Source organism: Parvularcula sp. IMCC14364, from assembly GCF_030758415.1.
Lineage (GTDB): Bacteria > Pseudomonadota > Alphaproteobacteria > Caulobacterales > Parvularculaceae > Aquisalinus.
In genome coordinates this window covers 2,756,324-2,781,713 of sequence record NZ_CP132334.1, presented here as the reverse complement: position 1 = coordinate 2,781,713, position 25,390 = coordinate 2,756,324, and the positions used below count along the sequence as shown (strand labels likewise).

The window sequence follows — 25,390 nt, the reverse complement described above, 5'->3', positions numbered from 1 at the left end:
CAGCCTGCTTGAAACAAGGCTAGGATAACAAGAAACCTGAAGGGGAAAGCAATGGCCACAATAGCCCTTGTCGATGACGACCAGAACATTCTCACCTCCGTCTCCATGGCGCTGGAAGCTGATGGCCATGACGTGACAACCTATGAGGACGGCGCGCAGGCGCTGGAAGCGATCAACCTCAAGGCGCCTGATCTTGTTGTGTCAGATATCAAGATGCCGCGCATGGATGGCATGGAGCTGTTGCGTCGGTTACGTCAGGATTCCAGCCTGCCGCTGATTTTTCTGACTTCCAAGGATGAGGAAATTGACGAAGTGCTCGGCCTGACGCTCGGGGCAGATGATTATGTGAAAAAACCGTTTTCCCAGCGTCTGCTGCTGGAGCGCGTCAAGGCGGTTTTACGCCGGGCTGACGCTGGTCCGTCCGGCAGTTCACCTGATGAAGACAAGCAGGTTATAAAGCGCGGCAGCCTCACGCTGGATCCGCTGCGTCATGCCTGTTCCTGGAAAGGGGACAACGTGACCCTGACCGTAACAGAATTTCTGATCCTTCAGTCTCTCGCTTCCCGGCCAGGTTTCGTGAAAAGTCGCGATGCTTTGATGGATGCAGCCTATGACGACCAGATTTATGTAGATGACCGAACCATAGACAGCCATATCAAGCGCATCCGAAAGAAATTCCGTGTGCACGACAAGGAATTTGACCAGATCGAGACGCTTTACGGTGTTGGCTATAAATACAAGGAAGGTTGAGTCGTCAGCAAATGCTGAGGGCTCATATCTTGGGAGAGGCTTTTGCAGGAAAAGCCTGAAGTGGCAGAGCGACGCAAATATGCGACGCAGCGTAACCCCGGCAATCTTGTTGGGGGGCTGACCTTCTCACGCCTGACACTCACGATCGTTGTTGCCAATCTCATTGGGCTGACAATTCTATTGCTCGGCTCTCTGGGCATGACTCAATATCACGACGGGCTGATCGCCGCAAAGCTGGAAGGGGTCCGCGCCCAGGCCCAGGTTATTGCTGATATTATGGCGCAGGTCGCGGCAGATGATAATGTCTGCGATCAACCGGCAGACTTTGCTGCGGAAAGCGTTTCATCCTGCCGTGTTGCCCTGCGAGAAGATTATGTGAATGAGGTGTTTAATCGCCTCTGGGACGGGTTTGAAGGCCGGGTGCGAGTCTTCAATGCGCCGCGCAGCTATGACCGCTTGCCTATTCCCAATGCCCGCGAGTTATTGCTCGAAGATGTTGTTCTGCGCAAGGATGAGTTCGACATCAGTACACTGCCTGATATTGAGGAGGAAGGTTTCAGTTTTGAAAGAATGATGCTCTCAGTCCGGCAGGATATCGTAGACATGTGGCCTACAGCAGGCTTTCGACGGGATGCACTCAACCGTACACTGGAGCAGGAACTGACGGAGGCCTTTCTCGCGTCACCCGATGGAAGTGGCAGTGTTGCTTCTGTGCGGTTCAACGAAGAAGGGGAGCTTGTGGCATCTGTGTCGGTGCCTGTTCGCCGGGTGCAGGCTGTGTATGGTGTGGTAACGGCAGAAATAGGCGGCATTCAGGATCTTGTGGATGAAGCGCGCGGCGCCATTCTGCCATTTTTCGTCCTGGCGCTGGCGGCAGCTTTTCTATCCTCGCTGTTGCTGACAGCGACTATTGCACAGCCGATCAGGCAACTGGCGATTGCTGCAGACAAGGTGCGCGAAGGCATCGCGGTGGCGGGCCGTGTCCGCATCCCTGATTTCCCCAACCGGCGTGATGAGATCGGAGAATTGTCATCCTCCTTGCGCGCCATGACAAGGGCGATCTATGCCCGGATTGAGGCTATTGAAAGCTTTGCGGCCGATGTATCGCACGAGTTGAAAAATCCACTCACATCCATTCGTAGTGCGACAGAAACACTTGGCATTGCGAGAACCCCGGAAGCGCAGGAAAAACTGATTGGCGTTATTCAGAAGGATGTGATCCGAATGGACCGTCTGATTACAGATATTTCCAATGCTTCCCGCCTGGACGCCGAACTCGCCAGAGAAACGCGAGAGGTTGTAGATATCGAAAAGCTGCTGCGTGATATTATTGATATGTATGCGGCGACCCGAAAGGAAGGGCGTGCGGCAGTAACTTTCCAGCCTCCCCATACTGCGGGACAGCTGTTTGTCCTCGGCTCGCCAACTGCACTGGGGCAAGTGTTCCGTAATTTGATCGACAATGCGATTTCGTTCAGTCCCGCTGACGAGCCTGTGACGGTCAGTTTTACCACCATGGGCTCTGAGAAGGACCGCGATCGACAGGTATGTGTTTCAGTTGCTGACAGAGGGCCTGGTATTCCGCCGGAAAATCTGGAGAGTATCTTCAAAAGATTTTATACGGAGCGACCGGCGGGGACGGATTTTGGTAATAATTCAGGTCTTGGCCTTGCCATATCAAGACAGATCGTAGAGTCCCATGGGGGACAGGCATGGGCAGAGAACCGACATGATGAGAACGGTCAGCAATCCGGCGCGTTGTTCCAGGTGACTCTGCCGTTGCAGGCCTTACAGGAGCGGCGTTGATGGCGTCGGGTTTCGAACTGGGCGAGCTGGTTCAAGGTACCGGTGTGGCAGTTGCTGTAGATCCCGATGGTCCTTTAGCAGGGGTTCTGCTGCGCGGACCATCAGGTGCTGGCAAGTCTGATCTGGCTGCAAGACTGATCGAGAGGTGTCCCTGGCGACGCAGCAGTCTGATCGCAGATGATCTGGTCATTATCGGCAGCACGGGCAGCAGTCTTGTGATGCGTCACTCTGGCCGTCTGACGGGAAAAATGGAACTGCGCGGGATTGGTATTGTTGGCGTTCGGTTTGTTGACCAGGCTGCGTTGCGACTTGTTGCCGACATGCGGGACGATATTTCACGGCTGCCTGAGATGGCCAGTGAGCGCCTTATCGCAAGCGCCACCATCGAAACGCCGGTTGCAGCGTTCAACCCTTTCGAGCAATCGGCCTGCCTCAAGGTCAGACATGCGTTACGTGTATTTTTATCTAGACATTTTGAATCACAAAGGCAGGATGGTTGTTCGATTCAGGCAACGGGACAGCGGAAATTATGATCGGCCTAGTGGTTGTGACGCACGGAAATCTGGCAGATGAATTTCTGAAAGCGGCTGTGCATGTGGTTGGTCAACAGCCGAATATGGTAGCCGTTTGTATCGGTGAAGATGATGACATGGAGCGTCGCCGGGAAGATATTCTGCAGGCTGCAACTTCTGTTGGAGAAAGCGGCGATGGAACGATCATCCTGACGGACATGTTTGGCGGGACACCCTCCAACCTTGCGATTTCAGTCATGGACAAGGTTGGCGCCGAAGTTATTGCCGGTGTGAATCTGCCTATGTTGATTAAACTTGCGCCAGAACAGTTCCGCACAGAGAATAATGTAAAAGAAGCTGTGACAGCGGCGCATGAAGCAGGTCGAAAATACATCAATGTAGCCTCATGGGTATTGTCCGGAGATCAAGCCAGCTGAGGCTGACATCATGACAGCCATTCTGGTCAGGGACGTCGAAATTACCAATATACGCGGGCTTCATGCGCGCGCCTCATCCAAATTCTGTGCTATTGCAGGCTCATTTGATGCCCTTGTTCGTGTGCGACGCGATGGTGTTGAGGTCGGAGGGTGTTCAATCATGGGGCTGATGATGCTGGGGGCCGGAAAGGGCACCACTATTCAGATCACAGCTGAGGGACCCCAGGCCGCCGAAGCACTGGATACGCTTGTTCGGCTGGTTGATGAGCGCTTCGGGGAAGGGGAGTAATCTCTGGCCCCTTGCCATTATAATCGGTCATGGCTTCGTTTGCGTTACTGTTGCGGGTTTGTGCAACAGGGCGAATACCAACCCGGCGCAGGGTTTCGTGAATGATGAATTCCTTGCTTTCCGGTACACGGAAATAGGAAGTGTGGATAAGTTCACGCCAGCTCAGTTGTTCGGTCAGTTCGTCAATGAGATTATGATCTGTATGGATGGTATCATCTGCCAGCACATTCTGCACATTGAGGAGGGATTCCTTTGCATGGTCGGCTGCAAACTCACATAAGGCGAGGCTCGCTTTCTCTGACATTGGCACCGCATGGCTGTCATCCCAGCCTTGGGGCACCCTGCCGACTCCGGCCACATCTTCGCCCTTCGTAGTGTTGCCAAGAGCTTGCCGTTTCACCTGATTGCCAAATGCGGCATTGAGGCGTCGAGCCAGGAAATTACCGAAAAACAGACGGTTGATAATGTCAGTCAGTGGGAAGACAGCGATAACTATGAGTAACTTTGAGAGCACGCTGATGACATCTATCAGGAAAGACAGGGCAAATGTTGGTTGTCCGCGATCGTCATAGGCGGTCGCGTTCACGAAGTCGGGGAGGAAAGTGAGGCTGGGGGCAATGTTGATATTGTACCAGAGCATGATTTCAAAGGCGAGTGGTTCTGCTATTGAGGACCACAAGGTCCAGTGCACATCCGCTGCGATACTTTCCTCCGCATACCATTGCAACCACGCCTGAACTTGCGGGTCGCTCATGAAGGTCCAGCCAGGCAAATAGTCGCGCGCGATCTCGAGGGCACCCAGCAATTCATCTGCCACAACAGCGCTACCCAGGAAAAAGACAACGATCAGCACCACAACCAGTCGTAGAAAGCCCCGACTTTGTGTCGGCTGCATCAGGGTGAGGTTAAGGTCATAGACTCGTCTCAGCCCGTTGATCGCTTCATCGCGTTTGTCAAAAAGGGCAGTCCAGACGAGACTGAACTGATCATGAAATTCCTGTGCGACCTGCTTGCTGTGCAGGGCTCTGATGCGTCTTTGCGATCGCAGCAGCATGTACCAGGTAAGCCCGATAAAGAGCATAGAGGACGAGATCGTAGCCAGCGCAACTGTTCGATCATTACGCGCAGCTTCGATCTGTGCCTCCATCTGTTGCACCTGCACGGCGTATTCATCCATGCCTTTGCGTTGCTGCACCATTTCTGCAGCTTCTCCCATCTGGCCGGCATCCGTCATGGAGACGCCAAATATGACGATGGTGATGAAGGAAGAGATCACGAGAAAGGTGAGAAAGATGGAATAGAGCAGGGCCAGCTGTCCGGAGAAATCCAGGCGTTCCCACAGCCAGCGTTGTGGCTTCATGCGAATAAATGGTGTGCCGACCGTGATGACGCCCTTGATATGGTCAAAATCACGCTTTGTAGAGGTCGCCAGCTTCAGTGCGGTAGATATGACGGATCCGCCATGGCTGTGACCAATCAGGGTCACATCCTCTTCCCGCTCGTCATATTCTGTCAGTTCCCAGAGCAGCTTTTCTGCAGCATCCCGCCGTGAAAGTTCGTCATTCTTGCCGTCCCAGACAAAGGGCACAATCTTTCCGCCACCTGCCTGCGCCAGCAGGTCGCGCGAGAAGTCAGACTCAGGTTGCCACCATTTCGGATCATCAGGATCTGCGATGTTATCGCCGGTGCCGTGGACGGTGATAAACTTCATCTGTCAGAAACCCCCAAATACCCAAACAGGCTTCATTAAATGCCATCGCCGCCAATGTGTCAAAGCCGCAGATATCGCTTTCGCCAAACTATGCGGCAGTTCGTCTTGACCGTAGTCGAATCTGGCGTCAGGGTTTCGCGATCATGACAGAAGCACATCCTGACGAAGCCCTGCGCGCGACCCTGCGATGGTATGCCGATATGGGGCTGGATGACGTGATTGGCGCATCACCATCCGATTTTTCCACCTGGCAGAACCGGGGCCCTGTCAGTGCCCCCCAAATGCAACGCAAGGCACCTGCGCCACCTTCCACCATGACGAACATGTCAGCGACACAAAGGCCGAGCAACAACGCTAGGCAGACGCCTGCGCCTGTTTCCGGGCTGGATGCACCCCTGCCAACAGACGAAGCGGTTGCCCGCGCGCAGGCGCTGGCCGGTGGTTGTGAGTCACTAGCCGCGCTGCGCTCTGCCATACAAGGGTTTGATGGCTGCCCGTTAAAGCCGGGAGCGCGAAATACTGTCATTGATGATGGTATAGAAGGTGCTCCCCTGATGGTTCTGGGTGAAGCGCCCGGGCGGGATGAGGACAGGATCGGCAAGCCGTTTGTCGGGCGTGCCGGGCAGTTGCTGGACAGGATGCTTGCCGCCATTGGTCATTCCCGGTTTGAGGATGAAATGGAAGCCGCCTATATTTCCAATTCCATTTTCTGGCGCCCACCGGGCAATCGCACCCCCACTCGGGCTGAAGTGGCTATCTGCCTGCCCTTTGTCCTTCGCCTTATCGAACTGGCACAACCGAAAGTTTTGATCCTGGTAGGCAACACCCCGACGCAGGCCCTTTTTGATAGTGTGCCCGGCATAACCCGGGCACGCGGGCTGTGGCGTGCGCATGAAACTTCAGCCGGTCAGGTAATTCCTGCGTTGCCCATGTTTCATCCAGCCTTTCTATTGCGGCAGCCCTTACAGAAGCGCCTCGCCTGGGCAGACCTGATTGAAGTGCGTAAAAAGTTGAAAGACGCATAAGTGTTATGCTGGGGTATTCATTGCTCCTTGCCTTTCAGCAGGAGTAATCTCTTCTCTAAGGAAACAGGAGGCAGATATGTTCGTTGGTCATTACGGGCCGGCCCTTGCCGGAAAGGCTGTCGCGAAGTCGGTTAAACTCTGGCACCTGTTTTTGGCTGTACAGATTGTGGATGTTTTCTGGGCTATCTTCATCATGGTGGGGATTGAACAGGCGCGTATCGTGCCGGGTTTTCTTGAGGCAAGTCACCTAGACCTTTATCACATGCCCTATACCCACAGTCTTGTGGCAACGCTCGTCTGGATGCTGGCAGGCTTTCTTTTCTATCGTTTCGTGCGACCCGGCGCAGGCCTCCTCGGTGCCGTGATAATCGCACTTGCTATTGGCTCCCATTGGCTAACGGATCTTGTCGTGCATACACGAGACCTGCCCCTTTTAATTGATGGTCCGAAAGTCGGATTTGGTTTGTGGGAAAGTTTGCTCTGGTCGCAGGTCGTGGAGGTTGGATTGCTGCTTCTCGGATTGTGGCTTTACCTGCGTGCAACAAGCCCGAAATCGCTGCTCGGTCGCTTTTCACCCTGGTTGCTGTTTGGCTTTCTGTTACTGCTGCAAGCTTATAATCACCTCGCCCCGCCGCCGATGGACATTCTGGCAATGGCCCCAATGGCCCTGCTTTCCTACCTTTTGCTCGCAGGGGCCGCCGCCCTGACTGATGCCACGCGAGACAACGGCTAAGGGCTTCTTCAATCACATGAACCTGTGACCTGCGTCACATGGGCAGACTTGAATGGTTGCTACTAGCAATTATATCAGGGCTGTAAGTTGATTGCATAAGTATTGTCGTTTCAAGGAGGCACTAATGAACGCACACGAAACATTTATCTAAATATATTTTCTGATAAAGATTGATCAGAATAATCAAGACTTATTCATCACTCATCTTGTGATGCAGCCAGCAATGACGGCGCTACTCTCTCTCCCCTTTTACATGCGCCGGGTTGCTGGCTTTTTATATTGGCCCTACCAAATTTTCAGTAGCGGGCGACCCATTTTCGCGGCATGTTCGTCGGGGTATTCAAGGGATCGTTCTGTGCTCAAACTCTGGAAAAAATATCGCGGGGATGTTCAGTTTTTCGTTGTATTTCTGATCTGCTTTGGGCTGTTCCGCTCTGTCGCTTTTGCGTCATACCACATCCCATCTGAAAGCATGGTACCAACACTGGAAGTTGGTGATCGTATCATTGTCAGCAAATGGCCTTACGGTTATTCCAAGCACTCCGTGTGGTTTCCGTTTTTTTCAAAATTGCCTGATACCAACATCCGCCTGCTCGGCAATTTACCAGAACGGGGCGATGTGGCAGTTTTCAAGCACACGCAGGATGACATTGTGATGATCAAGCGTGTCATAGGTTTGCCAGGCGACGAAATTTCCGTCATTGATGGTGTCTTGCATGTGAATGGCGGAGCTGTTGAACGCAATCCTGTGCGCGCTTATGCGTATCGGGAGCATAAAGGCAGTGTTGTGCGTGTCCGGCAGTATGCTGAGATATTGCCTGAGGGGATGCGCCATACAATCATTGAACGCAGCGACACATGGCGCGGCGATTCTGCAGGGCCATATTTCGTGCCAGAGGGGCATGTTTTCATGATGGGCGACAACCGCGACAATTCAGCGGATAGTCGCTTCATGTCCGGTCTTGGTTTCGTGCCAGTGGAACACCTGATCGGACGAGCAGAAATGATTTTTGCCTCAACGCATGGATGCACAAAGGAAGAGGGACTTGAATGTGCCCCGAGGCGCTTCGTCTCGCCGATTCACTAGGGGCCAATCTTTTTCAGGATTATTATCATGGCGTCAGCGTGCTGTGCAAAAGCAGCAACATTCAAGGTTTGACTTGTTCGGCCCGGCCACGTTTTTGTCGTTATGACAATGCGGCTTGCACCAAGGCGTACTCGCATCCAGGATTTTACCTTTGTACCGGCTCCAGCAGATGTGTCTTGGGAATGACCAAAAGAGCAAGCACGCCCTCAATCGCAATAATCACGATATAACGAGGCGCGTTTTGAGTCGGCGCTGACAGAACTGCATCGCCATTATAATCTGGCGATGCAGTAATTAAGTCAGTATAGAGAATTAGTATCAGGCTCTTGTGATCTGCGTTAGATCATAGCCCGCCCAGTAGATCGCTTTTTCGACCGCTTCGTCAGAAAGGGACATGCCATCCTTGACGGTGATGGTGACAAACTGTGCTTCCAGACTGATCTGAACACTTTCGACAGCGTCCTCGCGCATCAGGACCTTGGTCAAAGACTGCGCACAGAAATCGCACACCATGCCGTCAACGGTTGCCTGAATGATACGACCTTCCTTGTCAGGTTCTGCACTGACAATTTCGGCAGCCGGGCGGCTTTCCACCTCTTCAGACAATGCGGGCGAGGCTGCTACCAAAGCGGTTGCAGCTATAGTAGAAAGTACAAAAGTAAAAAGATTTCTCATCTTAAATGCTCCTTATGCATTAAAAGCGATAGACAAAATTGAAAAGTGGCTCATTGTTTGAAGAATAGCCTGCTTCCAGAAGGGTGCTGCCTTTGAAAATACGCACTAATGGCGTGATGGTGAAGGCATCTTCGCCCTGATCGGCGTCACGGTTCTGCGTCCATCGACCCTCGACCATGAGCCAAGTATGTAGTGCCCCGAAATCTGCCACATAGGGCGCGACACCAAGGCGGGCTTTCTGGGCAGTCATGGTTTTGCCTTCCCGGGCATAGACATTCATGTCTGCTGACGTGAACCAGCGCCGCGTTTCCCAGTCAGCTGCAAAGCGCACAAAGCCAGCAGCTTTTGTGATGTTCTGGTTCTGGTTCTGGTTGAAGTCGCCGTCAGCAACGCCAAGCCCCAGTTTGAGATAGGTATTGGCTTGCGAAGATGGTGCATTCCAGCGCTTGAGCAGGCGGTTGTATTGTCCGCCGACGAAGATGTGATCCCCATAGCCCTGGTTCTCGATCTTCAGACCGATAGAGGTTCTCGGGTCTGTCGTATAATGCAGATGTAGCCAGTTGGCGTCGGCCTCATTCATCTGCATGAAGGTCCAACCTTGCGGGTAGGACACCGGGCGCGCCCCGGCAGGGGCGGCCTGAAACGCCATCAACCCGGCAAGGGCGACAGCACATAATTTTTTCATGAAGTTAGTTCCTTGTTCCTGTTACTGAGTATCTGAAGTCAGGTCAGGAAAAAGGTCGCGGTGGTGGATCTGCAAGCAGGTGGAGGGCGCTAATAAAATTATCAAGCTGCCCGGAAAACTTTGCACTGAAAAAAGTATGTCTGAAAGAGTTATCTGACTGGTGGGGCAGGAGCGACAGGTTGCTGCCAGATGCCTTGCACAAGCAGGCACTGCCGCAGCAATTATCACCGCAATCTTCCTCATGATCGCCTGAGTCAGGCATATCTGCGACCATCGTCGCTTCCGTCATATCACCGCAGCTGAAGAATGCATGAATGTCTGCTGCTGAGACATTCATGCTCAGCATCCATAGCAGACTGGTGAAGATCAGGATTACTTTCATCGGTATTTGATTAGCACTCCCTCACAGAGTGACGCAAATTTTTTCAATTATCTGCCTTGATGGAGAGTTTTGCCATCAGGCGCGTGTAATTTCGGAGATGTCGTAACCGGCCCAAAAGATTGCCTTTTCAACAACTTCGTCAGAAAGGCTCATGCCTTCTTTGACGGTGATGGTGACGACTTTCGCCTCGACACTGACCTCAACAGTTTCCACGGCTTCTTCGCGCAGGATAACCTTGGAGATAGAGTCGGCGCAATTCTCGCAATGCATACCATCCACAGTCGCCTGAATGATACGGCCCTCTTTGTCTGGCTCAGCACTGACGATCTCTGCAGCAGGACGACTTTCGGCTTCCTCTGCCAGAGCAGGTCCGACGAACAAGAGGCCAATAGAGGCGATAATGAGTGCGAAGAGTTGTTTCATCTGTTTCATTCCTGCGGGTAGCGTCAATTTCATATGAGTTTCATAGCAGGGGAAGTCTCAAACCACAAACCGGCTCATGCGTCCCGCTTATACTGGAACACCTCGGTCAGAGGAACGCCAAACACCTCTGCAATTTTGAAAGCCACCTCCAGACTGGGAGAATATTTTCCCTTCTCGATAGAGGCGACGGTCTGCCGGGTCATACCGATCCGTTCGGCCAAATCCCCTTGCGTCATTTCGTCAGCTTCGAAGCGAAGCCGACGAATCTGATTGCTGATTGGTAGGTTTGCCAAGAACGTGCCCTCACGCACTCAGGCGATATAAAGTGACCTGCCACAAGGCCTTGACCAGTTCTGAAGTGAGCATACCGATAAAGGCAAGATTAGCGATCAGCCACTCACCATTGATCATCGCCAGTGCCATGATCACCAGTACAAAGCCGCCAAGCACGAAACCACCGGCTTCTCCGCCTTTGCGTTCGATGTTCCGGTCACGCTCATCTATAGTATCGGCTGACTTGGGATTGATGATGGCCACAATGATGTGAAAGACTGTTGTGAGCATGATGAACAGAATGATCATCGGCAGCATCAGGCCGGGCGTTGCGAGGCCCTCTGCCTGCATAAGATAACCGCCATAAATAAAGCCGACTGCCAATGTGACCAGAGTCAGAACCCAAGCGCTTTTTTCCTGAAAGGGCATACTGCAAAATCTCCATGATGTTTGTTATCTCTAACATAATGTATAAAATATTTTACATTAAGTCAAGGTTCTTAAACATGCATTTTGCTTCTGCCGGGGTGCTGAGGTGTTTCCGCTCGCGAAACCATCCACATATTGCGGCATTACTGCTGTCTCAGCATAATATATGGTATGTGGAAACGCTTTGCTGGCTTTTTCACGCCTGCGAATCACACACTATTGGCTGTCAAAGCACATGAGTTGAGAGAGGACCGACATGCCAGACGCATCCGCTATCCAGTTGCCGGGATTGATGACACCATCCCATTCTTACAAGCCGTTTCGCTACCCGTGGGCTTATGATTTCTGGAAGCGCCAGCAACAGGTGCACTGGATGCCGGAGGAAGTACCTCTCGGTGAAGATTGCAAGGACTGGGCAACAACCCTGACCGATGCGGAGCGCAATCTTCTGACACAGATTTTCCGCTTCTTCACCCAGAGCGATGTGGAAGTGAACGACAATTACATGGAGCGGTATGCCCGTGTCTTCAAACCGACCGAAATCAAGATGATGTTGTCGGCGTTCTCCAATATCGAAACAATCCATATTGCGGCGTATGCGCTGCTTCTGGAGACAATCGGTATGCCGGAAAGTGAGTTTTCAGCTTTCATGGAATATGAGGCCATGGCTGATAAACATAATTACATGCAGCAATTCGGTGTGGAAACAGAAGCGGACATCGCCCGCACTGTGGCCATGTTTGGTGGCTTTACGGAAGGCCTGCAGCTTTTTGCTTCTTTCGCCATGCTGATGAATTTTCCACGCCAGAACAAGATGAAAGGTATGGGGCAGATCGTTACCTGGTCCATCCGTGATGAAAGCCTGCATTGTGAGGGCATGATTCAGCTCTATCACGCTTTCGCTAAGGAGACCGGATGTGTCACCAAGGCGGTGGCGGATGATATTGTGGATTGTTGCAAAACCGTGGTCGGCCTTGAGGACAAGTTCATTGATCTTGCCTTCGAGATGGGCCCTGTGGATGGTATGACGCCTGATGATATCAAGCAGTATATCCGCTATATTGCCGACTGGCGTCTCGGCCAGCTCGACCTGCCGAAAGTCTATGGTATTGAAAAGCATCCGCTGCCTTGGCTGACCGAAATTCTCAATGGTGTGGAGCACGCGAATTTCTTTGAAGCGCGGGCCACGGAATATTCCAAAGGTGCCACAAAAGGTGACTGGCACGGCGCGGAAGGCGTTTGGTCACAATTTGATCAGTGGAAAGAGAAAAAAACCGGCTGACAGGCGCGCCAGGGGAGTTGGCAGAGGTAAAGTATTCGGTTTGACAAGACTTTCTCTGCTGGCTCTCAGGAAAAAAGCACACTGTACAATTCCTGATCTTCATCATCAAAACATGACCGGGCATCATGCCGGGATGGATGTGATGATCCTGAGCTGTGCCTGACGCCCTGTTAAAGAGGCAGGACAGATCAGCGCGCCTTAGCACTTCCCTTTTTGTCACAACTTCGTCATGCTTCAGGGCTGGAGGTTGCGTTATGACTGAAACTGCTGCGCTGGCATCTGTGCCGTCGGAAACCGTACTGGATATCAAGAACCTGACGGTGGATTTCGAGACACCTGACGGGATCGTAGAGGCCGTAAAAGGCGTGACTTTTGCCGTCCAGGCAGGCGAGTGTATCGGCATTGTCGGTGAATCCGGTTCAGGCAAAAGCCAGACCTGTCTTGCGGCGCTCCGGCTTGTGGCCGGTAACGGTAAAGTCGGTGGCCAGGCGCTCTATCGCGGCGAAGACCTGCTTGCCATGCGGGAGTCCAGGCTGCGTGATATTCGCGGCGATGGTATCTCAATGATTTTCCAGGATCCACTGACTTCCCTGACGCCGCATATGCGTATTGGTGACCAGATGGCTGAGGTTCTGAGCATTCACAAGAACATCAGAGGGGAGGCTGCCTTTGCTCAATGCCGGGACTTGCTGGAACTGGTACGCATTCCCGAAGGCGCACGCCGGCTGAAGCAATATCCGCACGAATTATCCGGTGGCATGCGCCAGCGCGTCATGATTGCGATGGCCTTGCTGGGTGACCCTGACCTTCTCATTGCCGATGAACCGACAACAGCGCTGGATGTGACAGTACAAGCGCAGATACTGGATATTCTGCATGATCTGAAAGAAGAGCGGAACATGGCCCTCGCCATGATTACGCATGATATGGGCGTCGTGGCGCGCATGTGTGATCGCGTGCTGGTCATGCGTCATGGGGCTTTTGTCGAGCAGGGCACAGCGGAAGATATCTTCTATCGTCCGCAAGAAGATTATACGAAGATGCTGCTGGATGCGATGCCGCGTCTTGATCAGCCGGATCGCCATGGGCGCCCTGCTATCGAGGCGCTCAAGGGCGAGGGTGACACCATTCTCACGGTTGATGAGATCAAGGTCTATTATCCGGTAAAGACGGGGGCAGGCTTGCTGCCGAAAACCAAGCCTTTACGCGCGGTTGATGGCGTCAGCTTCACCCTGCGCAAAGGAGAAACACTTGGCATTGTGGGGGAGTCCGGTTGCGGCAAGTCAACGCTGGCGCGGGCGATTTTGCAATTTGCGCCAATCCGCAAGAAGCCTTCTGATCAGCCAGTGATCTGGATGGGGCAGGATCTGACCTCCGCAAGCAAAAGCGCGATCAGGCGTTTGCGCAAGGATTTCCAGATTGTCTTTCAGGACCCTATGGCAGCACTCAACCCACGCCTCACCATTGGCGCATCGGTGGCGGAAGCCTTGCAGACGCACCGTCCACAAATGCCAGCTGCTGAAAAAGAAAAACGGGTTGCTGAAATGCTGGAACGGGTCGGCCTGCCTGCCAGTATGATCAACCGCTATCCCCATGAGCTGTCTGGTGGTCAGAACCAGCGGGTGGGCATCGCCAGAGCAATGATCCTCGGGCCGGAGATGGTCATTTGCGATGAAGCTGTGAGTGCGCTGGATGTATCAATTCAGGCCGAGATTATTGATCTGCTGATCGACTTGCAGAAAGACTTTGGCATGTCCCTTCTGTTCATCTCCCATGATCTTTCCGTCGTCAGGGAAATTTCTCACCGGGTGATGGTGCTCTATCTTGGGCGCATTGTTGAGCTGGCTGACCGTGATGCGATTTATGAAGACGCACGCCACCCTTACACCCGTGCGCTTATTTCTGCCGTGCCGACACCTGACCCGAAGGTGGAAAAAGCGAAGCCGCGAATCAAGCTTGAGGGTGACCTGCCATCACCTATGGATACGCGGGCATCTTTGCGCTTTCTCAAGTCGAAAGTTGTTGATGACCCGGATGCGGAGCAATATCGACCCAAGCTGATCGAAGTGGCGCCTGGACACCTTGTGGCAGAGCATGATCCTGAGGATGCCCGTCAGAGCTGAGTTGCCTGTCGAGATATCATTAAATTTTCTCACGAATGGATAAATTCGTACCGTTATAATATAACCTTGCTTGCAGCTTAACTTTTTTGGGCTAAGGTGAAGGCGTGCGCCCTGTTGGCGTGACAGGCCGGAGTGCGCACCGGCTAGTATGTGTTCATGTGCGCGACAGGGGCAGAAGACGGGGATGATCGGGGCCATCGAAATGGAAACGGCTACAGCTGCATTGCTGGCGAGTTCTCTTGCAGCACTGGTTGCCACGACTGGCTTACTTGTTGTTGTATTCAAGGCAGACTTTGCTGAGCGCTTCAGTCCTTATCTGGCGTCTCTGGCAGCCGGCTTTCTTGTTGCGACAGCCGCTTTTCTGTTCCCGGAGGCCATTGCAAAAATCGATTTTGCACCAGTCTATGTGCTTCTCGGATATGTTATGCTGTTCGGGCTGAATAATCTGTTTGATAATGAAAATTCAAGCGGTCGGCTTTGGCTGCCATTTATTGCCATTGGTCTTCACTCATTCATCGATGGCGTGGAATACGGCGTCCTGTTCGGTTTTGACATATTCGCCGCTCTCATCGCTTCCTCTGGCCTCATCCTACATGAGTTCGCTGAGGCCGTGGTATTATACATGTTGATGCGTCGGGCCGGTCTTGGCAAATGGACAGCGTTTTTCCTCGCCTTTCTCGGGGCAGCGGTGACAACTCCGGCAGGTACTATCGTTGCAAATTCTTTCCTGGAGGATCTGGATGCGGCATATTTCGGAATTGTCACATCCATCGCCGTAGGGGCCTTGCTGTATGTGGGGACAACCCACCTTACTGATCACATCAAGGATGCATCCAACCGTAAGCTGAGCATGGTTCTTTATCTTGTCGGGCTGATGGTGGCTGGTGCTCTGTCTCTGACGCATTTTCACGGAAGTGAGCATGATGATCATGACCATCACCACCATACCGCGCTTGAGCGGCAGTGGCAGACCTCCTGAATGAGCGCGTAATATCTATCTGCTGTGAGGCTGGTAAATCGTCTCGTGAGCGAATAAACAGCTATCCATGAAGCTGGATCAGGCCAAAACACTCGTACTCTTTTCAGGCGGTCAGGACTCTGCGACCTGTCTTGCATGGTCATTGGCACGCTATAAATATGTCGAAACAATCGGTTTTGATTATGGTCAGCGCCATGATGTTGAACTGGTCGCACGTCAGCGGGTACGCGGCGCGATTCAGGAGCAGTTTCCAGCGTGGCGCGACCGGCTGGGCCCGGATCACTTGCTAGACCTGTCATTTCTGAGTGCGATTGGTGAAACAGGCATGACCGCTGACATTGAGATCATGACGACGGAAGCAGGATTGCCCAATACATTTGTACCCGGGCGGAACCTTGCGTTCCTCACTGCTGCTGCTGCCCTGGCTTATCGCCGCGACCTTGGCGTGCTGGTCGGTGGTATGTGCCAGACGGACTATTCCGGGTACCCCGACTGCCGCGATGACACATTACAGGCTCAGATGCACGCGCTCAATCTTGGTATGGAGACTGATCTCAGTCTGCAGACGCCGCTCATGTACCTGACCAAGGCTGAGAGCTGGCATCTTGCAGAAGAACTGGGTGGCCAAAAGTTGATTGAAATAATGCTTGAGGAGACTCATACCTGCTATCTGGGTGATCGCTCCGTCCGGTATGAATACGGATATGGGTGTGGCACATGTCCTGCCTGTTCCCTGCGCGAAAAGGGCTGGTTGCAATACCGCGCAGCATGAGCAGAATTTATTCAGTAAAGGAAATGTATTTCACCCTCCAGGGCGAAGGCGCGCAGACTGGGCGCGCCGCTGTTTTCCTGCGCTTTGCAGGCTGCAATCTCTGGTCGGGACTCGAGCGGGACAGGGCAGGGGCGATCTGTAGTTTCTGCGACACAGATTTTGTTGGTACAGACGGGGAAGGCGGTGGCAAGTTCCAAACGCCACAGGCGCTCGCTGAGGCTGTGCTCAGTTGCTGGCGACAGCAGGTAAGGAGCGCGGGCACTGCAAAGCCCTACGTGATCTGCACTGGTGGAGAGCCCTTACTGCAGCTTGATACTGCCCTGATTACGTCACTTCACCAGGCTGGTTTTGAGATCGGGGTGGAAACGAACGGCACGCTCAAGGCACCAGACGGCATTGACTGGATCTGCGTCAGTCCGAAAGCGACCGCGCGGTTGGAACAACTGACCGGCGATGAACTCAAACTCGTCTATCCTCAGGCGACAGCACAGCCCGAAAAATTCAGTGATCTGGCCTTCCGGCATTTTTTTCTGCAACCTCTGGACGGGCCGGATATTTCCCGGCATACGTCTGCGGCTATAGACTATTGCAGGGCGCACCCACAGTGGCGCCTCTCCCTGCAGACACATAAATTAACCGGCATTCCCTGACCTGCCAGACCGTTGAAGCGGCACGTATATTCCGGGAGGCCGCAGGAGCAGAAAGTCCGGACACATGCGTATCGTCAAGTCCGTCAATTTTGATGCAGCCCATTTTCTCACCCTGGAAACAGATGAGAGACCATATGCGCGTATGCATGGACATTCATTTCGCCTTGATGTCGAAATCACTGGTGAGCCAGCAGACGATACTGGTTGGGTCGTGGATTTTGCTGATGTTGATGACGCTCTGCAGAAGTTACGCGAGGAGCTGGATCATCGGCTCCTGAATGAAGTGGCGGGGCTGGAATTGCCAACGCTGGAAAACATCTGCCGCTGGGTAGCCAGAAAGCTGCAGCCGGATTTCCCGGGGCTGGCCCGTGTTTCCGTCTCACGCCCGTCCAATGGTGAGGCCTGTCATTTTGATCTGACTGACAGCCTGAGGTAAATCAGGCAGCCTGTCTGGGGTGTGGCGTATTATTTTCCGAAACTGCCCTGTTTTGACCTGTAAGCTCCTGAACGCAGGGGCGGTGATTGACCAGCATGCCTTTCGACAGAAACGGGCGCGACCAGACACCTGCCAGTTCGCCACGGCCCAGCTGTGAGGGGGAATGATATGAGAAACGGCCTTTCAGCAAATTCAGTACCTCCGCAATTTTGCGAGGCTAGCTGACAGGTCCTTTACGGAAGGTTGCCGGCGGATTACCGGCTGGACATGAAAAAGCCTCGGGTTGGTCCCGAGGCTCTGCAAGTATCATGCCGAAAGCTCTCTTAGTTCAGGCGGGTGCGCACATCGTCAATGGCCTTGTCAATAAGGCCGCCTTGTGCGCCACCATCGACACTTTCGCGCACGATCCGCTCGGCTGCGGCCAGTGCAAGATCGGCCGTCTTGTTGCGCACTTCTGCGATTGCTTGGGCTTCGGCGCGGGCGATTTTGTCCTCAGCAGTTTTGGCTCTGCGTTCGAGCTGTTCTTCCAGCTTGGCCTGTGTCTCCTCGCCCATACGCTTCGCATCGCGCTTGGCCTGATCAATGATAGCTTTGGCTTCATCTTCAGCTTCGCGCTGGCGTCGCTGATACTTGGCGAGAAGTTCCTGCGCTTCTTCGCGCATGGTACGGGCCTGATCCAGTTCATCAGCGATTTTCTGCCCGCGCCCGTCAAGAGCGCCGCCAACGCGTTTGAAAACGCCAAGGCGCCAGAACATCAGCATGACGATGATGAAAGGCAGCAGTACCCAAGTAGAGGTGTCTTCCAGCAAGGACTTGTTGCCGTATTCCTCTTTCGGACTCTCTGCAGCAATTTCAGCGATCAGCATGGGCGCCCTCATGAGTTGACCGCAGCGATAGCGGCAGAAACTTTGTCCGCTGGCGGCGTTTCGTTAATCAGCACTTCGACCAGCGCCTGCGTTGTCTCAACCGCTGCTTCCTGAACCTTGGCGGCAGCTTCAGCCTGCATATTACTGATGCTGGCTTCGGCTGCTGCGAGGCGTGCATTCAGCTTCTCTTCGGTCTCTGCCTGCATGGCAGCGATTTCTTCATCAAGCTGGTTGCGCGTTTCCGTTGCGATGCTGGCAGCCTTGGCTTTGGCATCAGCAAGGGACTGATAGTAAGCAGCCTCGGCCTCTTCGGCCTGTGCCTTGAATTCAGCTGCCTTGTCGTAATCATCAGCCAGTCTGTTGCGGCGCTCCTCGATTATGCCACCCAGTTTGGGCAGAAAAATCGAGCTCATTGCCCAGAACATCACACCAAAGAATACCGCCAGCCAGAACAACTGACTGGCATAGGTATCCATATTGAATTGCGGCAGAGTGCCTGAGCTTTCGGCTGTTTCAGCCGCAGCGACTGCGATTGTTGACAGGATCAGCATGAAATATCCTTAAAGGCCGGGTCTAGCTGAAGAGGATGATCATGGCGATAACGAAGCCCAGAATCCCTGTGAATTCTGTCAGCGCGAAAGCCAGGAACATTGTGCCCTGATTAGCAGATGCGGCAGACGGGTTGCGGAATGCACCAGCCAGGAAGTTACCAAAGATGAGGCCAAGGCCAACACCAGCACCTGCCAGTGGAAGCGCCGCAATACCGGCACCGATCATTTTTGCTGCTTCTACGTCCATTGTTATTCTCCGTATTCTCTCAAGTTAATTTACGTGAGCCGTTCTCCCGGTTGTCGCGGCTGGCTCTCCATCCGCGCGGGAATTCAAAATCAGTGATCCGGGTGCAGGGCATCTGCCAGATACATGCAGGAAAGGATGGCAAAGATATAGGCCTGCAGGAAAGCGACCAGTATCTCCAGAAGGAAAATAGCCACATTACCGAGCAACGGGAAAATCGCCAATCCGGTGATAATGCCGCCAACACCGGCAAGGCTGACAACAAACCCGGCAAACAGTTTCAGGATCAGGTGCCCTGCAAACATGTTTGCGAACAGCCGGATGGCCAGTGACAGTGGTCGTGACAGGAAGGAAACAATTTCGATCGGTACGATCAGGAACAGCATTGGCAGCGGCACACCGGACGGGGCGAACAGTTTCAGGAACCCAAGGCCGTTCTGGGCGAAGCCGGTGATGATAACGATGCTGATTGTCAGAAGAGCCAGTGCCAGCGTGACAATAATGTGGCTGGTCGGCGTAAAGGTGTGCAGCGCGTGCGGCAGGCCCGGGATCGTTGGCCACAGGCCCAGCATGTTACACATCAGGATGAACAGGAACAATGTGAAGATGTACGGAAAAAACTTCATGCCATCATTGCCGGTCACACCGCGAAGCATATCAGATACAAACTGATACAGCATTTCGCCAGCGGCCTGCATCCGTCCCGGTACAAGCTGTGGTGAGCGCGTCGCGTAGAACATGAACAGACACGCGACGATCACGGAAATCATCATCCACAGGGAAGAATTGGTAAAAGCGAGATCAAGACCCTCCGCCCCGAAAGGGAAGATCGGCACGATTTCAAACTGGTCGAGTGGTCCCGCAAAAGCGACAAATGGTTTTATCATAAAGTCAGCTGTCATTTCAGTTCCGGTTGTGCTGCCAGGCTATTGATCGCTGGCGTTTATTCCTCTTTGCGGTCCGCATCAAGGCTTTCCGCTGTTTCAGTCCTGTCTATTCCCAGTGCCAGCCAGACGTTGCGAACGCCTGTAGCAAAACCCAGAAAAATACCGATCAGCAGAAACAGTGGCATGGTGCCAAAGAGCTGATCTGCGCCGTATCCCAGTGCGCCAGCGACAAGCATTGCCGCCAGTAATTCCGACGCGATTTTCATCCCGCGCCCGAGCGCCGTAGCCTGATCTTCATTCAGGTGCGCCCGTACCTGCTCTTCCGGTGATAAGGGCCGCGCTTTTTTCAGCCGCTCGCCAAACTCATCAATGGAAGGCAACTCATCCTTGTCAGGCATTCTTGCCTCGTGAAGTTGCGAAAATGATCACTTCCCGCAGATATGAAAAAGTGGAGGACTTGCCTCCACGTCAAAATCGGGCGGAACATAGCGACGGTGTGAAGCAAGGTCAAGCGTTGTGTCGTTATTGTAAGCTATTGAAATAAATAATCTTTTTGCGGTTTTGTGTAAATTTTTTCTCCAGCATGTGTTGCGCTGCACCATAAGACACATTGTCTGAATCAGGGGCGCGAGCCTGATTGTCGACCCCTGTCGGTTTTCTGGCGCATATTGACCGGGGAACAAGTCCAGTTTTCCGTAACTGCTAGATTTTCATTCTGAGGCTGTTACATCATTTTCGAAGACAACAGCCATTCCATGAAAGTGTTGATATGAAATTTTCCCGCCTTGGCAGTTCGGGTCTGGATGTATCCCGCGTATGTCTCGGGTCGATGACCTGGGGCGTGCAGAACACGCAATCTGATGCGGATGCGCAAATTGACTATGCGCTAGAGCAAGGTGTCAATTTTATTGATACAGCGGAAATGTACGCGGTGCCGCCAAGCGCTGACACGTATGGTACAACCGAGGCGATTATCGGCAACTGGCTGTCGCGTCATCCTGACAGGCGCAAGGATATTGTGCTGGCGACAAAGATTGCAGGGCCCGGCTTTCCCTGGGTTCGCGATGGGGACGCTCTTTCTGGCGCCGCTGTTATTGAGGCGGTGGATGATTCCCTGAAGCGACTTCAAACGGATTATATTGATCTTTATCAGTTGCACTGGCCTGGCCGTGTCACACCGCATTTTGGCAAGCACTGGCCCAATAACCAGTCTTTTGCACAAGTCGACATTGCTGCGGAAGAAGCCAATATGCTGGATGTGCTTCAGGGACTTGATGCTTGTGTTAAAGCTGGAAAGGTCCGCCATTGTGGTCTGTCAGATGACACAACATGGGGCATCGCCACATATCTGAAACTGGCTGAACGACATGACCTGCCGCGGATGGTGTCCATACAGAACGAGTTTAACCTGCTGATGACCAAGGACTGGCCCTATCTGGTCGAACACTGCGCAATGGAAAATATTGCCTATCTGCCATGGTCACCGCTGGCCACAGGTATCCTTACCGGGAAATATCGCAACGGGGCACTGCCAAAAGGTTCCCGCCTTGATATTATGGGTGGGCCTAATCAGCGACATCGTCTTTTCCGGGACAGAGAGGCCTCTCACAAGGCTGTTGAGGCATATTGTCAAGTGGCTGATAAACATGGCGTTACACCGGCGCAGCTCGCCCTCATCTGGTGCGATAATGTCAGTGGAGTGACATCCAGCATTATCGGTGCCACCAGCATGGTCCAGTTGAAAGAGGATATTGCTGCGTTTGACATGCCGCTTACTGATGGTCTCAGGGAAGACATTGATGCGGTCTTCCAGAAGTTCCCACAACCTTTTTAAGAAGGATGTGAAGCGGCGTTGAAGCCTTGCCGAGCATTTATTCTGCAGCAACCAGGTGTTCTGCAGCCGTCAGATCAACAGAAACGAGTTGCGAGATGCCGCGCTCGATCATCGTCACACCATAAAGCCGGTCCATGCGGGACATGGTCAGGGCGTGGTGCGTGATGGTGATGAACTTGGTCTCGGTCTCACGCGACATTTCATCCAGCATCTGGCAGAAGCGGTCCACATTGGCATCGTCAAGTGGCGCATCAACTTCATCGAGCACACAGACAGGTGCCGGGTTGGACATGAACACAGCGAAGATGAGGGCTGTGGCTGTCATCGCCTGTTCGCCACCAGACATGAGTGACATGGAGGTCAGCTTCTTGCCAGGTGGTGAAGCAAAGATTTCAAGCCCGGCTTCCAGCGGGTCTTCTGAGTCAATCAGACGTAATTCAGCTGATCCGCCCCCGAACAGTTTGGTGAACAGGCGCTGAAAATTCTGGTTGACTGTCTCAAACGCATCAAGCAGGCGCTGGCGCCCTTCGCGGTTCAGATTGCCAATGGCACTACGCAGTTTGCGAATGGCCGCTTCACAGTCCTCACGCTCCTCGACAATTTCTGTCAGGCGCGTGTCAATCTCTTCCATTTCAGTGTCCGCGCGCAAGTTGACGCCGCCAAGATTTTCCCGCTCGCGTTTGTAGCGCTCAAGTTTGCGGTCCACTTCCTCGCGCGTCGGCAAGTCCTTGCCTTCCTTGTGCTCTGTAATCTGCAAGAGTTCTTCCGGCGCTGCATCACAATTCTCGCGTGCAAGAGCCACTGCTTCTTCAACGCGCGTGCGCGCTGCTTCAAGCTGTGCCTGAAGGCGGGCGCGTTCTTCGCGAGCAGCACTGGTTTCAGCCTCACTTGCGCGAACGGCCTTATCTGCTTCGGCTGCTGCGGTTTGAGCTGAAGCCAGTTCATCGGCAGCATGACGACGGCGGGATTCTGCGACTTCCAATTGCTCGAACAGACTTTTTCGCTTTTCTTCGATAAGTGTTGGTGCATCCCGTCTGGCGGCAAGGGCATTGGCGGTTTCTTCAAGCCGCCCCTGCAGCTCAGAAATTCGCGCGTTGGCAGTTTCATTCCGTGTGCCCCAGACGCCGCGCTCCCGGGCAATTTCTGCAAGACGGTCAGCGCGCATCTTTGCTTCGCGGGACAGGTCGTTGAAAGCGGCTCTTGTCTCGCTGGCCTGCGCGCGGGACGTTGTGAGTTGTTCGCGCGCCGCGCTGACTGTCTCGCGCAAAGCAGTTAAATCGGGCAGATTCGCTAATGCCGTTTCAGCGCTAGCCAGCTCACTGACCGCTTCTGCCCGATCTGCCTCTAGGCGTTCAATTGTTTCGCAGACGGCACGGAGCATGGCGCTGGTACGCTCATATGTCTTCTCCGCGTCGGATAACGCTCTGTCCGCATCGGCTTTTTGCTGGCGGGCTGTTTTCAGTTCCTGCCGGGCCGTTTCGCGCTCTGCCTGTGCGGCTTTGCGATTACTGACACTTTCCTCAAACTCCCTCTCGGCCTTTTGCGCCGACTGTTCAGCAGTGTGAATATCAGACTTGAGAGCAGATAGCCGATTGCGTTGCTCAAGCCTTATGGCGGCGGCGGTCTTGGCCTCAGCACGCTGGACATAGCCATCCCAGCGCCACAGGTCGCCCTCCCGGGAGACGAGACGTTGTCCGGGTAAAAGATCTGCTTGCAGACGGTCCCCTTCCTCACGTTCGACCACGCCGATTGATGCAAGGCGCCGCGCCAGGGCTGGTGGGGCAGTGACGAAGTTCGACAGGTGATCGCTGCCAGATGGCATTTGTCCTGTAATCAAGGCTTCCCCACCAACAGAGGACCAGAAGGTTGCGGCTTCCTGTGTCAGTGCTGCGTCAAGATCATCTCCAAGGGCGGCAGCTAGCGCTGTCTCATATCCCGTTTCAACATCAATTTCTTCAATCAGGGCGGCATGATCTGTATCATCGCCCGTATCGAGGAAGCGCGCGATGGTTTCTGCTTCTGCCTGTAATTCCGTCAGTATTTTGGCAGATTTCTGCATGGGCGCGCGGGCCAATTCCTCGCGCTCTCCGGCACGCTGCAAAGCTTCTTCGCTGCGGGCGGCATGTGCTTCGGTTGTGGACAGTTTTTCTGTCGCTTCAGCCGCTGTGTTGTTCAGGATAGAGAGTTTCTGACTTTGCTCTGTGCTTGGTTCAAGGCCCTCTTTTTCCTCGAGTCGACGATTATGCTCGCGGTTCAGTTTTTCAACACGGCCCTGCGTTGCGGCAACCGCATTACCCAATGACCGGCGCTCCGCTTCCAGTTCGGCGGCATCCTGATTGTTGCGGTCATAGGTTTTCTCAGCTTCGTTCTGGCGCTCTGCAGCATCTGCCATGGCTGATTCTGCCTGTGTCAGCCGGTCCGTCTCTGCTGCCATGCGGGCCTTGAGTTGCTCTTCTTCTGAAGCAAGCTGCTCCAGCGCTTGTGTGGCGTCAGTACCCAGATCATTCTCGCGGGTGATGTCCCGTTCAAGCTGCTCTTTTTCACTACTCAGGCGTTCGCTTTCACCTTGTGCACGCGCCAGTTCAGCATCAAGGCCCTCCATTGCCACGGTCAGGCGATGCAGCGCTGCACCGGTTTCAGCCTCTTTCTGTCGCAAAGGCTCCAGTACCTCATGAGCGGTTACCTGTGCAGCAGAAGCGGTCGCAGAAACGCGCACAGCTTCTTCAACAAGCGTATTCACTTCAGCCAGGTTGCCATCAACTTCTGTCAGGGCGCTGGTGGCATCCTGCCAGCGCAGGTAAGCTACATAGGCTTCCGTACGGCGAATATCACCGGAGAGATTACGATAGCGCGTTGCCTGCCGGGCTTGTCGCGCCAGTGTCGAGCGTTGTGTTTCCAGTTCACCGGTCACATCGTTCAGACGGTCGAGATTGGTCTCGGCGGCCCGCAACCGCAACTCCGCTTCATGACGACGTGTGTACAGCCCGGTAATGCCAGCCGCCTCTTCAAGCAATTTGCGCCGGTTCTGCGGCTTGGCGTTGATCAACTCGGAAATCTGCCCCTGGCGGACCAGTGCGGGAGAATTGGCGCCAGTTGAGGCATCAGCGAACAGCAGCTGGATGTCGCGTGCTCGCACTTCCTTACCGTTGATCTTGTAGATCGACTGGGAGCCTTCTTCCTTGCGCAGGATACGGCGTGAGACTTCCAGCGTCTCATGCTCATTATATTCAGCCGGCAGGTCGCGCTTGTCATTCATCACTGTCAGGATGACTTCAGCCCAGTTACGGGCCGGCCTGTCGGTCGTGCCTGCAAAGATAACGTCTTCCATGCCGCCGCCCCGCAGGGCCTTGGCAGATGTTGCCCCCATGACCCAGCGCAGCGCTTCCAGAAGGTTGGACTTGCCGCACCCGTTTGGCCCCACAATACCAGTCAGGCCGGGCCTGATCTCGAAATCAGTTGGTTCAACAAAGGACTTGAACCCCACAAGGCGCAATTTTTCAAACTTCATGCGACGACTTTCCAGTGAGCATCAATGCTCACCCCAAAATA

General features: G+C 53.7%; 28 protein-coding genes. 15 read left to right on the top strand and 13 right to left on the bottom strand.

From position 1 onward, the window contains the following. Positions 1-51 precede the first annotated feature (51 nt). The 5 genes from RAL90_RS12960 to RAL90_RS12940 are packed head-to-tail and all read left to right on the top strand — an operon-like array spanning position 52 to position 3,794. Positions 52-750 carry a response regulator transcription factor gene (locus RAL90_RS12960; protein ID WP_306251292.1) on the top strand — a complete coding sequence of 233 codons (699 nt, stop codon included), beginning with the start codon at positions 52-54 and terminating at the stop codon, positions 748-750. A 42-nt stretch (positions 751-792) separates the two neighbouring features. Next, on the top strand, positions 793-2,556 hold the full coding sequence (locus tag RAL90_RS12955) for an ATP-binding protein (RefSeq protein WP_306251291.1): 1,764 nt from the start codon (positions 793-795) through the stop codon (positions 2,554-2,556). Then, the gene (locus tag RAL90_RS12950) at positions 2,556-3,089 is read left to right on the top strand and encodes an HPr kinase/phosphorylase (protein WP_306251289.1); all 534 of its coding nucleotides are present in this window, start codon (positions 2,556-2,558) and stop codon (positions 3,087-3,089) included. Before RAL90_RS12955 ends, RAL90_RS12950 begins: the two co-directional genes overlap by 1 nt. Next, a complete protein-coding gene (locus tag RAL90_RS12945; RefSeq protein ID WP_306251287.1) occupies positions 3,086-3,505 on the top strand; it encodes a PTS sugar transporter subunit IIA in 420 nt (139 codons plus the stop codon). The genes RAL90_RS12950 and RAL90_RS12945 overlap by 4 nt, the downstream gene beginning before the upstream one ends. Positions 3,506-3,515: 10 nt before the next feature. Continuing rightward, positions 3,516-3,794 carry an HPr family phosphocarrier protein gene (locus RAL90_RS12940; protein ID WP_306251285.1) on the top strand — a complete coding sequence of 93 codons (279 nt, stop codon included), beginning with the start codon at positions 3,516-3,518 and terminating at the stop codon, positions 3,792-3,794. Here RAL90_RS12940 and RAL90_RS12935 read toward each other — a convergent pair. Next, complete coding sequence (locus tag RAL90_RS12935; protein WP_306251283.1) at positions 3,712-5,505, bottom strand: hypothetical protein; 1,794 nt, start codon at positions 5,503-5,505, stop codon at positions 3,712-3,714. The genes RAL90_RS12940 and RAL90_RS12935 overlap by 83 nt on opposite strands. Positions 5,506-5,648: 143 nt before the next feature. Between RAL90_RS12935 and RAL90_RS12930 the strand changes: the two genes are divergently transcribed. From RAL90_RS12930 to lepB, 3 genes are all read left to right on the top strand, one after another. Further along, positions 5,649-6,530 carry a uracil-DNA glycosylase gene (locus RAL90_RS12930; protein WP_306251281.1) on the top strand — a complete coding sequence of 294 codons (882 nt, stop codon included), beginning with the start codon at positions 5,649-5,651 and terminating at the stop codon, positions 6,528-6,530. Between the two features lie 76 nt (positions 6,531-6,606). Further along, positions 6,607-7,263: a hypothetical protein gene (locus RAL90_RS12925; protein ID WP_306251279.1), complete on the top strand. Its 657-nt coding sequence runs from the start codon at positions 6,607-6,609 to the stop codon at positions 7,261-7,263. Positions 7,264-7,618: 355 nt separating this feature from the next. After that, positions 7,619-8,350: a signal peptidase I gene (gene lepB / locus RAL90_RS12920; protein ID WP_306251277.1), complete on the top strand. Its 732-nt coding sequence runs from the start codon at positions 7,619-7,621 to the stop codon at positions 8,348-8,350. 318 nt (positions 8,351-8,668) lie between these two features. Here lepB and RAL90_RS12915 read toward each other — a convergent pair whose 3' ends face one another. From RAL90_RS12915 to RAL90_RS12890, 6 genes are all read right to left on the bottom strand, one after another. Continuing rightward, positions 8,669-9,025 carry a heavy-metal-associated domain-containing protein gene (locus RAL90_RS12915; protein ID WP_306251274.1) on the bottom strand — a complete coding sequence of 119 codons (357 nt, stop codon included), beginning with the start codon at positions 9,023-9,025 and terminating at the stop codon, positions 8,669-8,671. Between the two features lie 19 nt (positions 9,026-9,044). Continuing rightward, positions 9,045-9,710, bottom strand: a complete 666-nt coding sequence (locus tag RAL90_RS12910) for a hypothetical protein (protein WP_306251272.1) — start codon at positions 9,708-9,710, stop codon at positions 9,045-9,047. Positions 9,711-9,753: 43 nt separating this feature from the next. Beyond that, entirely contained in the window at positions 9,754-10,092 is a 339-nt protein-coding gene (locus tag RAL90_RS12905; RefSeq protein ID WP_306251270.1) for a hypothetical protein, read from the bottom strand. Positions 10,093-10,167: 75 nt separating this feature from the next. Then, on the bottom strand, positions 10,168-10,515 hold the full coding sequence (locus tag RAL90_RS12900; protein ID WP_306251268.1) for a heavy-metal-associated domain-containing protein: 348 nt from the start codon (positions 10,513-10,515) through the stop codon (positions 10,168-10,170). A gap of 74 nt (positions 10,516-10,589) precedes the next feature. Beyond that, entirely contained in the window at positions 10,590-10,808 is a 219-nt protein-coding gene (locus RAL90_RS12895) for a helix-turn-helix transcriptional regulator (protein ID WP_372340383.1), read from the bottom strand. A gap of 10 nt (positions 10,809-10,818) precedes the next feature. Continuing rightward, positions 10,819-11,217: a hypothetical protein gene (locus RAL90_RS12890; protein WP_306251267.1), complete on the bottom strand. Its 399-nt coding sequence runs from the start codon at positions 11,215-11,217 to the stop codon at positions 10,819-10,821. A 256-nt stretch (positions 11,218-11,473) separates the two neighbouring features. Between RAL90_RS12890 and RAL90_RS12885 the strand changes: the two genes are divergently transcribed. From RAL90_RS12885 to queD, 6 genes are all read left to right on the top strand, one after another. After that, positions 11,474-12,499: a ribonucleotide-diphosphate reductase subunit beta gene (locus tag RAL90_RS12885; protein WP_306251265.1), complete on the top strand. Its 1,026-nt coding sequence runs from the start codon at positions 11,474-11,476 to the stop codon at positions 12,497-12,499. Between the two features lie 254 nt (positions 12,500-12,753). Further along, positions 12,754-14,622, top strand: coding sequence for an ABC transporter ATP-binding protein (locus RAL90_RS12880; protein WP_306251263.1), 1,869 nt, complete (start codon positions 12,754-12,756; stop codon positions 14,620-14,622). A 184-nt stretch (positions 14,623-14,806) separates the two neighbouring features. Continuing rightward, positions 14,807-15,601, top strand: a complete 795-nt coding sequence (locus RAL90_RS12875; protein ID WP_306251261.1) for a ZIP family metal transporter — start codon at positions 14,807-14,809, stop codon at positions 15,599-15,601. A 67-nt stretch (positions 15,602-15,668) separates the two neighbouring features. Next, positions 15,669-16,373 (top strand): 7-cyano-7-deazaguanine synthase QueC, encoded by a 705-nt coding sequence (gene queC / locus RAL90_RS12870; RefSeq protein ID WP_306251259.1) that lies wholly within the window; start codon positions 15,669-15,671, stop codon positions 16,371-16,373. Further along, positions 16,370-17,023, top strand: coding sequence for a 7-carboxy-7-deazaguanine synthase (gene queE, locus RAL90_RS12865; RefSeq protein WP_306251257.1), 654 nt, complete (start codon positions 16,370-16,372; stop codon positions 17,021-17,023). The genes queC and queE overlap by 4 nt, the downstream gene beginning before the upstream one ends. 64 nt (positions 17,024-17,087) lie before the next feature. Next, a complete protein-coding gene (gene queD, locus RAL90_RS12860; protein WP_306251255.1) occupies positions 17,088-17,459 on the top strand; it encodes a 6-carboxytetrahydropterin synthase QueD in 372 nt (123 codons plus the stop codon). A gap of 323 nt (positions 17,460-17,782) precedes the next feature. Here queD and atpF read toward each other — a convergent pair whose 3' ends face one another. From atpF to RAL90_RS12835, 5 genes are all read right to left on the bottom strand, one after another. After that, a complete protein-coding gene (atpF, locus tag RAL90_RS12855; protein ID WP_306251253.1) occupies positions 17,783-18,325 on the bottom strand; it encodes a F0F1 ATP synthase subunit B in 543 nt (180 codons plus the stop codon). A gap of 8 nt (positions 18,326-18,333) precedes the next feature. Next, positions 18,334-18,876 carry a hypothetical protein gene (locus tag RAL90_RS12850; protein ID WP_306251251.1) on the bottom strand — a complete coding sequence of 181 codons (543 nt, stop codon included), beginning with the start codon at positions 18,874-18,876 and terminating at the stop codon, positions 18,334-18,336. A 22-nt stretch (positions 18,877-18,898) separates the two neighbouring features. Then, entirely contained in the window at positions 18,899-19,123 is a 225-nt protein-coding gene (locus RAL90_RS12845) for a F0F1 ATP synthase subunit C (protein WP_306251249.1), read from the bottom strand. An 89-nt stretch (positions 19,124-19,212) separates the two neighbouring features. Then, on the bottom strand, positions 19,213-20,022 hold the full coding sequence (locus RAL90_RS12840; protein ID WP_306251247.1) for a F0F1 ATP synthase subunit A: 810 nt from the start codon (positions 20,020-20,022) through the stop codon (positions 19,213-19,215). A gap of 41 nt (positions 20,023-20,063) precedes the next feature. After that, positions 20,064-20,405 (bottom strand): AtpZ/AtpI family protein, encoded by a 342-nt coding sequence (locus tag RAL90_RS12835; protein ID WP_306251245.1) that lies wholly within the window; start codon positions 20,403-20,405, stop codon positions 20,064-20,066. Positions 20,406-20,776: 371 nt separating this feature from the next. On the opposite strand from RAL90_RS12835, the gene RAL90_RS12830 reads away from it, so the two are divergent. After that, positions 20,777-21,841 (top strand): aldo/keto reductase, encoded by a 1,065-nt coding sequence (locus RAL90_RS12830; RefSeq protein WP_306251243.1) that lies wholly within the window; start codon positions 20,777-20,779, stop codon positions 21,839-21,841. Positions 21,842-21,878: 37 nt separating this feature from the next. On the opposite strand, the gene smc is transcribed toward RAL90_RS12830, so the two are convergent. Next, the gene (gene smc, locus RAL90_RS12825) at positions 21,879-25,349 is read right to left on the bottom strand and encodes a chromosome segregation protein SMC (protein ID WP_306251241.1); all 3,471 of its coding nucleotides are present in this window, start codon (positions 25,347-25,349) and stop codon (positions 21,879-21,881) included. Positions 25,350-25,390 lie beyond the last annotated feature (41 nt).

Excerpts from the sequence above, each read along its gene's own strand:
- queE (WP_306251257.1), top strand. The coding sequence starts at position 16,370 with ATGAGCAGAATTTATTCAGTAAAGGAAATGTATTTCACCCTCCAGGGC.
- RAL90_RS12845 (WP_306251249.1), bottom strand. The coding sequence starts at position 19,123 with ATGGACGTAGAAGCAGCAAAAATGATCGGTGCCGGTATTGCGGCGCTT.
- RAL90_RS12930 (WP_306251281.1), top strand. The coding sequence starts at position 5,649 with ATGACAGAAGCACATCCTGACGAAGCCCTGCGCGCGACCCTGCGATGG.
- RAL90_RS12835 (WP_306251245.1), bottom strand. The coding sequence starts at position 20,405 with ATGCCTGACAAGGATGAGTTGCCTTCCATTGATGAGTTTGGCGAGCGG.
- RAL90_RS12900 (WP_306251268.1), bottom strand. The coding sequence starts at position 10,515 with ATGAAACAACTCTTCGCACTCATTATCGCCTCTATTGGCCTCTTGTTC.
- RAL90_RS12880 (WP_306251263.1), top strand. The coding sequence starts at position 12,754 with ATGACTGAAACTGCTGCGCTGGCATCTGTGCCGTCGGAAACCGTACTG.
- queD (WP_306251255.1), top strand. The coding sequence starts at position 17,088 with ATGCGTATCGTCAAGTCCGTCAATTTTGATGCAGCCCATTTTCTCACC.
- atpF (WP_306251253.1), bottom strand. The coding sequence starts at position 18,325 with ATGCTGATCGCTGAAATTGCTGCAGAGAGTCCGAAAGAGGAATACGGC.
- RAL90_RS12945 (WP_306251287.1), top strand. The coding sequence starts at position 3,086 with ATGATCGGCCTAGTGGTTGTGACGCACGGAAATCTGGCAGATGAATTT.
- RAL90_RS12890 (WP_306251267.1), bottom strand. The coding sequence starts at position 11,217 with ATGCCCTTTCAGGAAAAAAGCGCTTGGGTTCTGACTCTGGTCACATTG.
- RAL90_RS12935 (WP_306251283.1), bottom strand. The coding sequence starts at position 5,505 with ATGAAGTTTATCACCGTCCACGGCACCGGCGATAACATCGCAGATCCT.
- RAL90_RS12910 (WP_306251272.1), bottom strand. The coding sequence starts at position 9,710 with ATGAAAAAATTATGTGCTGTCGCCCTTGCCGGGTTGATGGCGTTTCAG.
- RAL90_RS12875 (WP_306251261.1), top strand. The coding sequence starts at position 14,807 with ATGATCGGGGCCATCGAAATGGAAACGGCTACAGCTGCATTGCTGGCG.
- RAL90_RS12830 (WP_306251243.1), top strand. The coding sequence starts at position 20,777 with ATGAAATTTTCCCGCCTTGGCAGTTCGGGTCTGGATGTATCCCGCGTA.
- RAL90_RS12885 (WP_306251265.1), top strand. The coding sequence starts at position 11,474 with ATGCCAGACGCATCCGCTATCCAGTTGCCGGGATTGATGACACCATCC.
- smc (WP_306251241.1), bottom strand. The coding sequence starts at position 25,349 with ATGAAGTTTGAAAAATTGCGCCTTGTGGGGTTCAAGTCCTTTGTTGAA.
- RAL90_RS12840 (WP_306251247.1), bottom strand. The coding sequence starts at position 20,022 with ATGACAGCTGACTTTATGATAAAACCATTTGTCGCTTTTGCGGGACCA.
- queC (WP_306251259.1), top strand. The coding sequence starts at position 15,669 with ATGAAGCTGGATCAGGCCAAAACACTCGTACTCTTTTCAGGCGGTCAG.
- RAL90_RS12925 (WP_306251279.1), top strand. The coding sequence starts at position 6,607 with ATGTTCGTTGGTCATTACGGGCCGGCCCTTGCCGGAAAGGCTGTCGCG.
- RAL90_RS12905 (WP_306251270.1), bottom strand. The coding sequence starts at position 10,092 with ATGAAAGTAATCCTGATCTTCACCAGTCTGCTATGGATGCTGAGCATG.
- RAL90_RS12960 (WP_306251292.1), top strand. The coding sequence starts at position 52 with ATGGCCACAATAGCCCTTGTCGATGACGACCAGAACATTCTCACCTCC.
- RAL90_RS12950 (WP_306251289.1), top strand. The coding sequence starts at position 2,556 with ATGGCGTCGGGTTTCGAACTGGGCGAGCTGGTTCAAGGTACCGGTGTG.
- RAL90_RS12915 (WP_306251274.1), bottom strand. The coding sequence starts at position 9,025 with ATGAGAAATCTTTTTACTTTTGTACTTTCTACTATAGCTGCAACCGCT.
- RAL90_RS12850 (WP_306251251.1), bottom strand. The coding sequence starts at position 18,876 with ATGCTGATCCTGTCAACAATCGCAGTCGCTGCGGCTGAAACAGCCGAA.
- RAL90_RS12940 (WP_306251285.1), top strand. The coding sequence starts at position 3,516 with ATGACAGCCATTCTGGTCAGGGACGTCGAAATTACCAATATACGCGGG.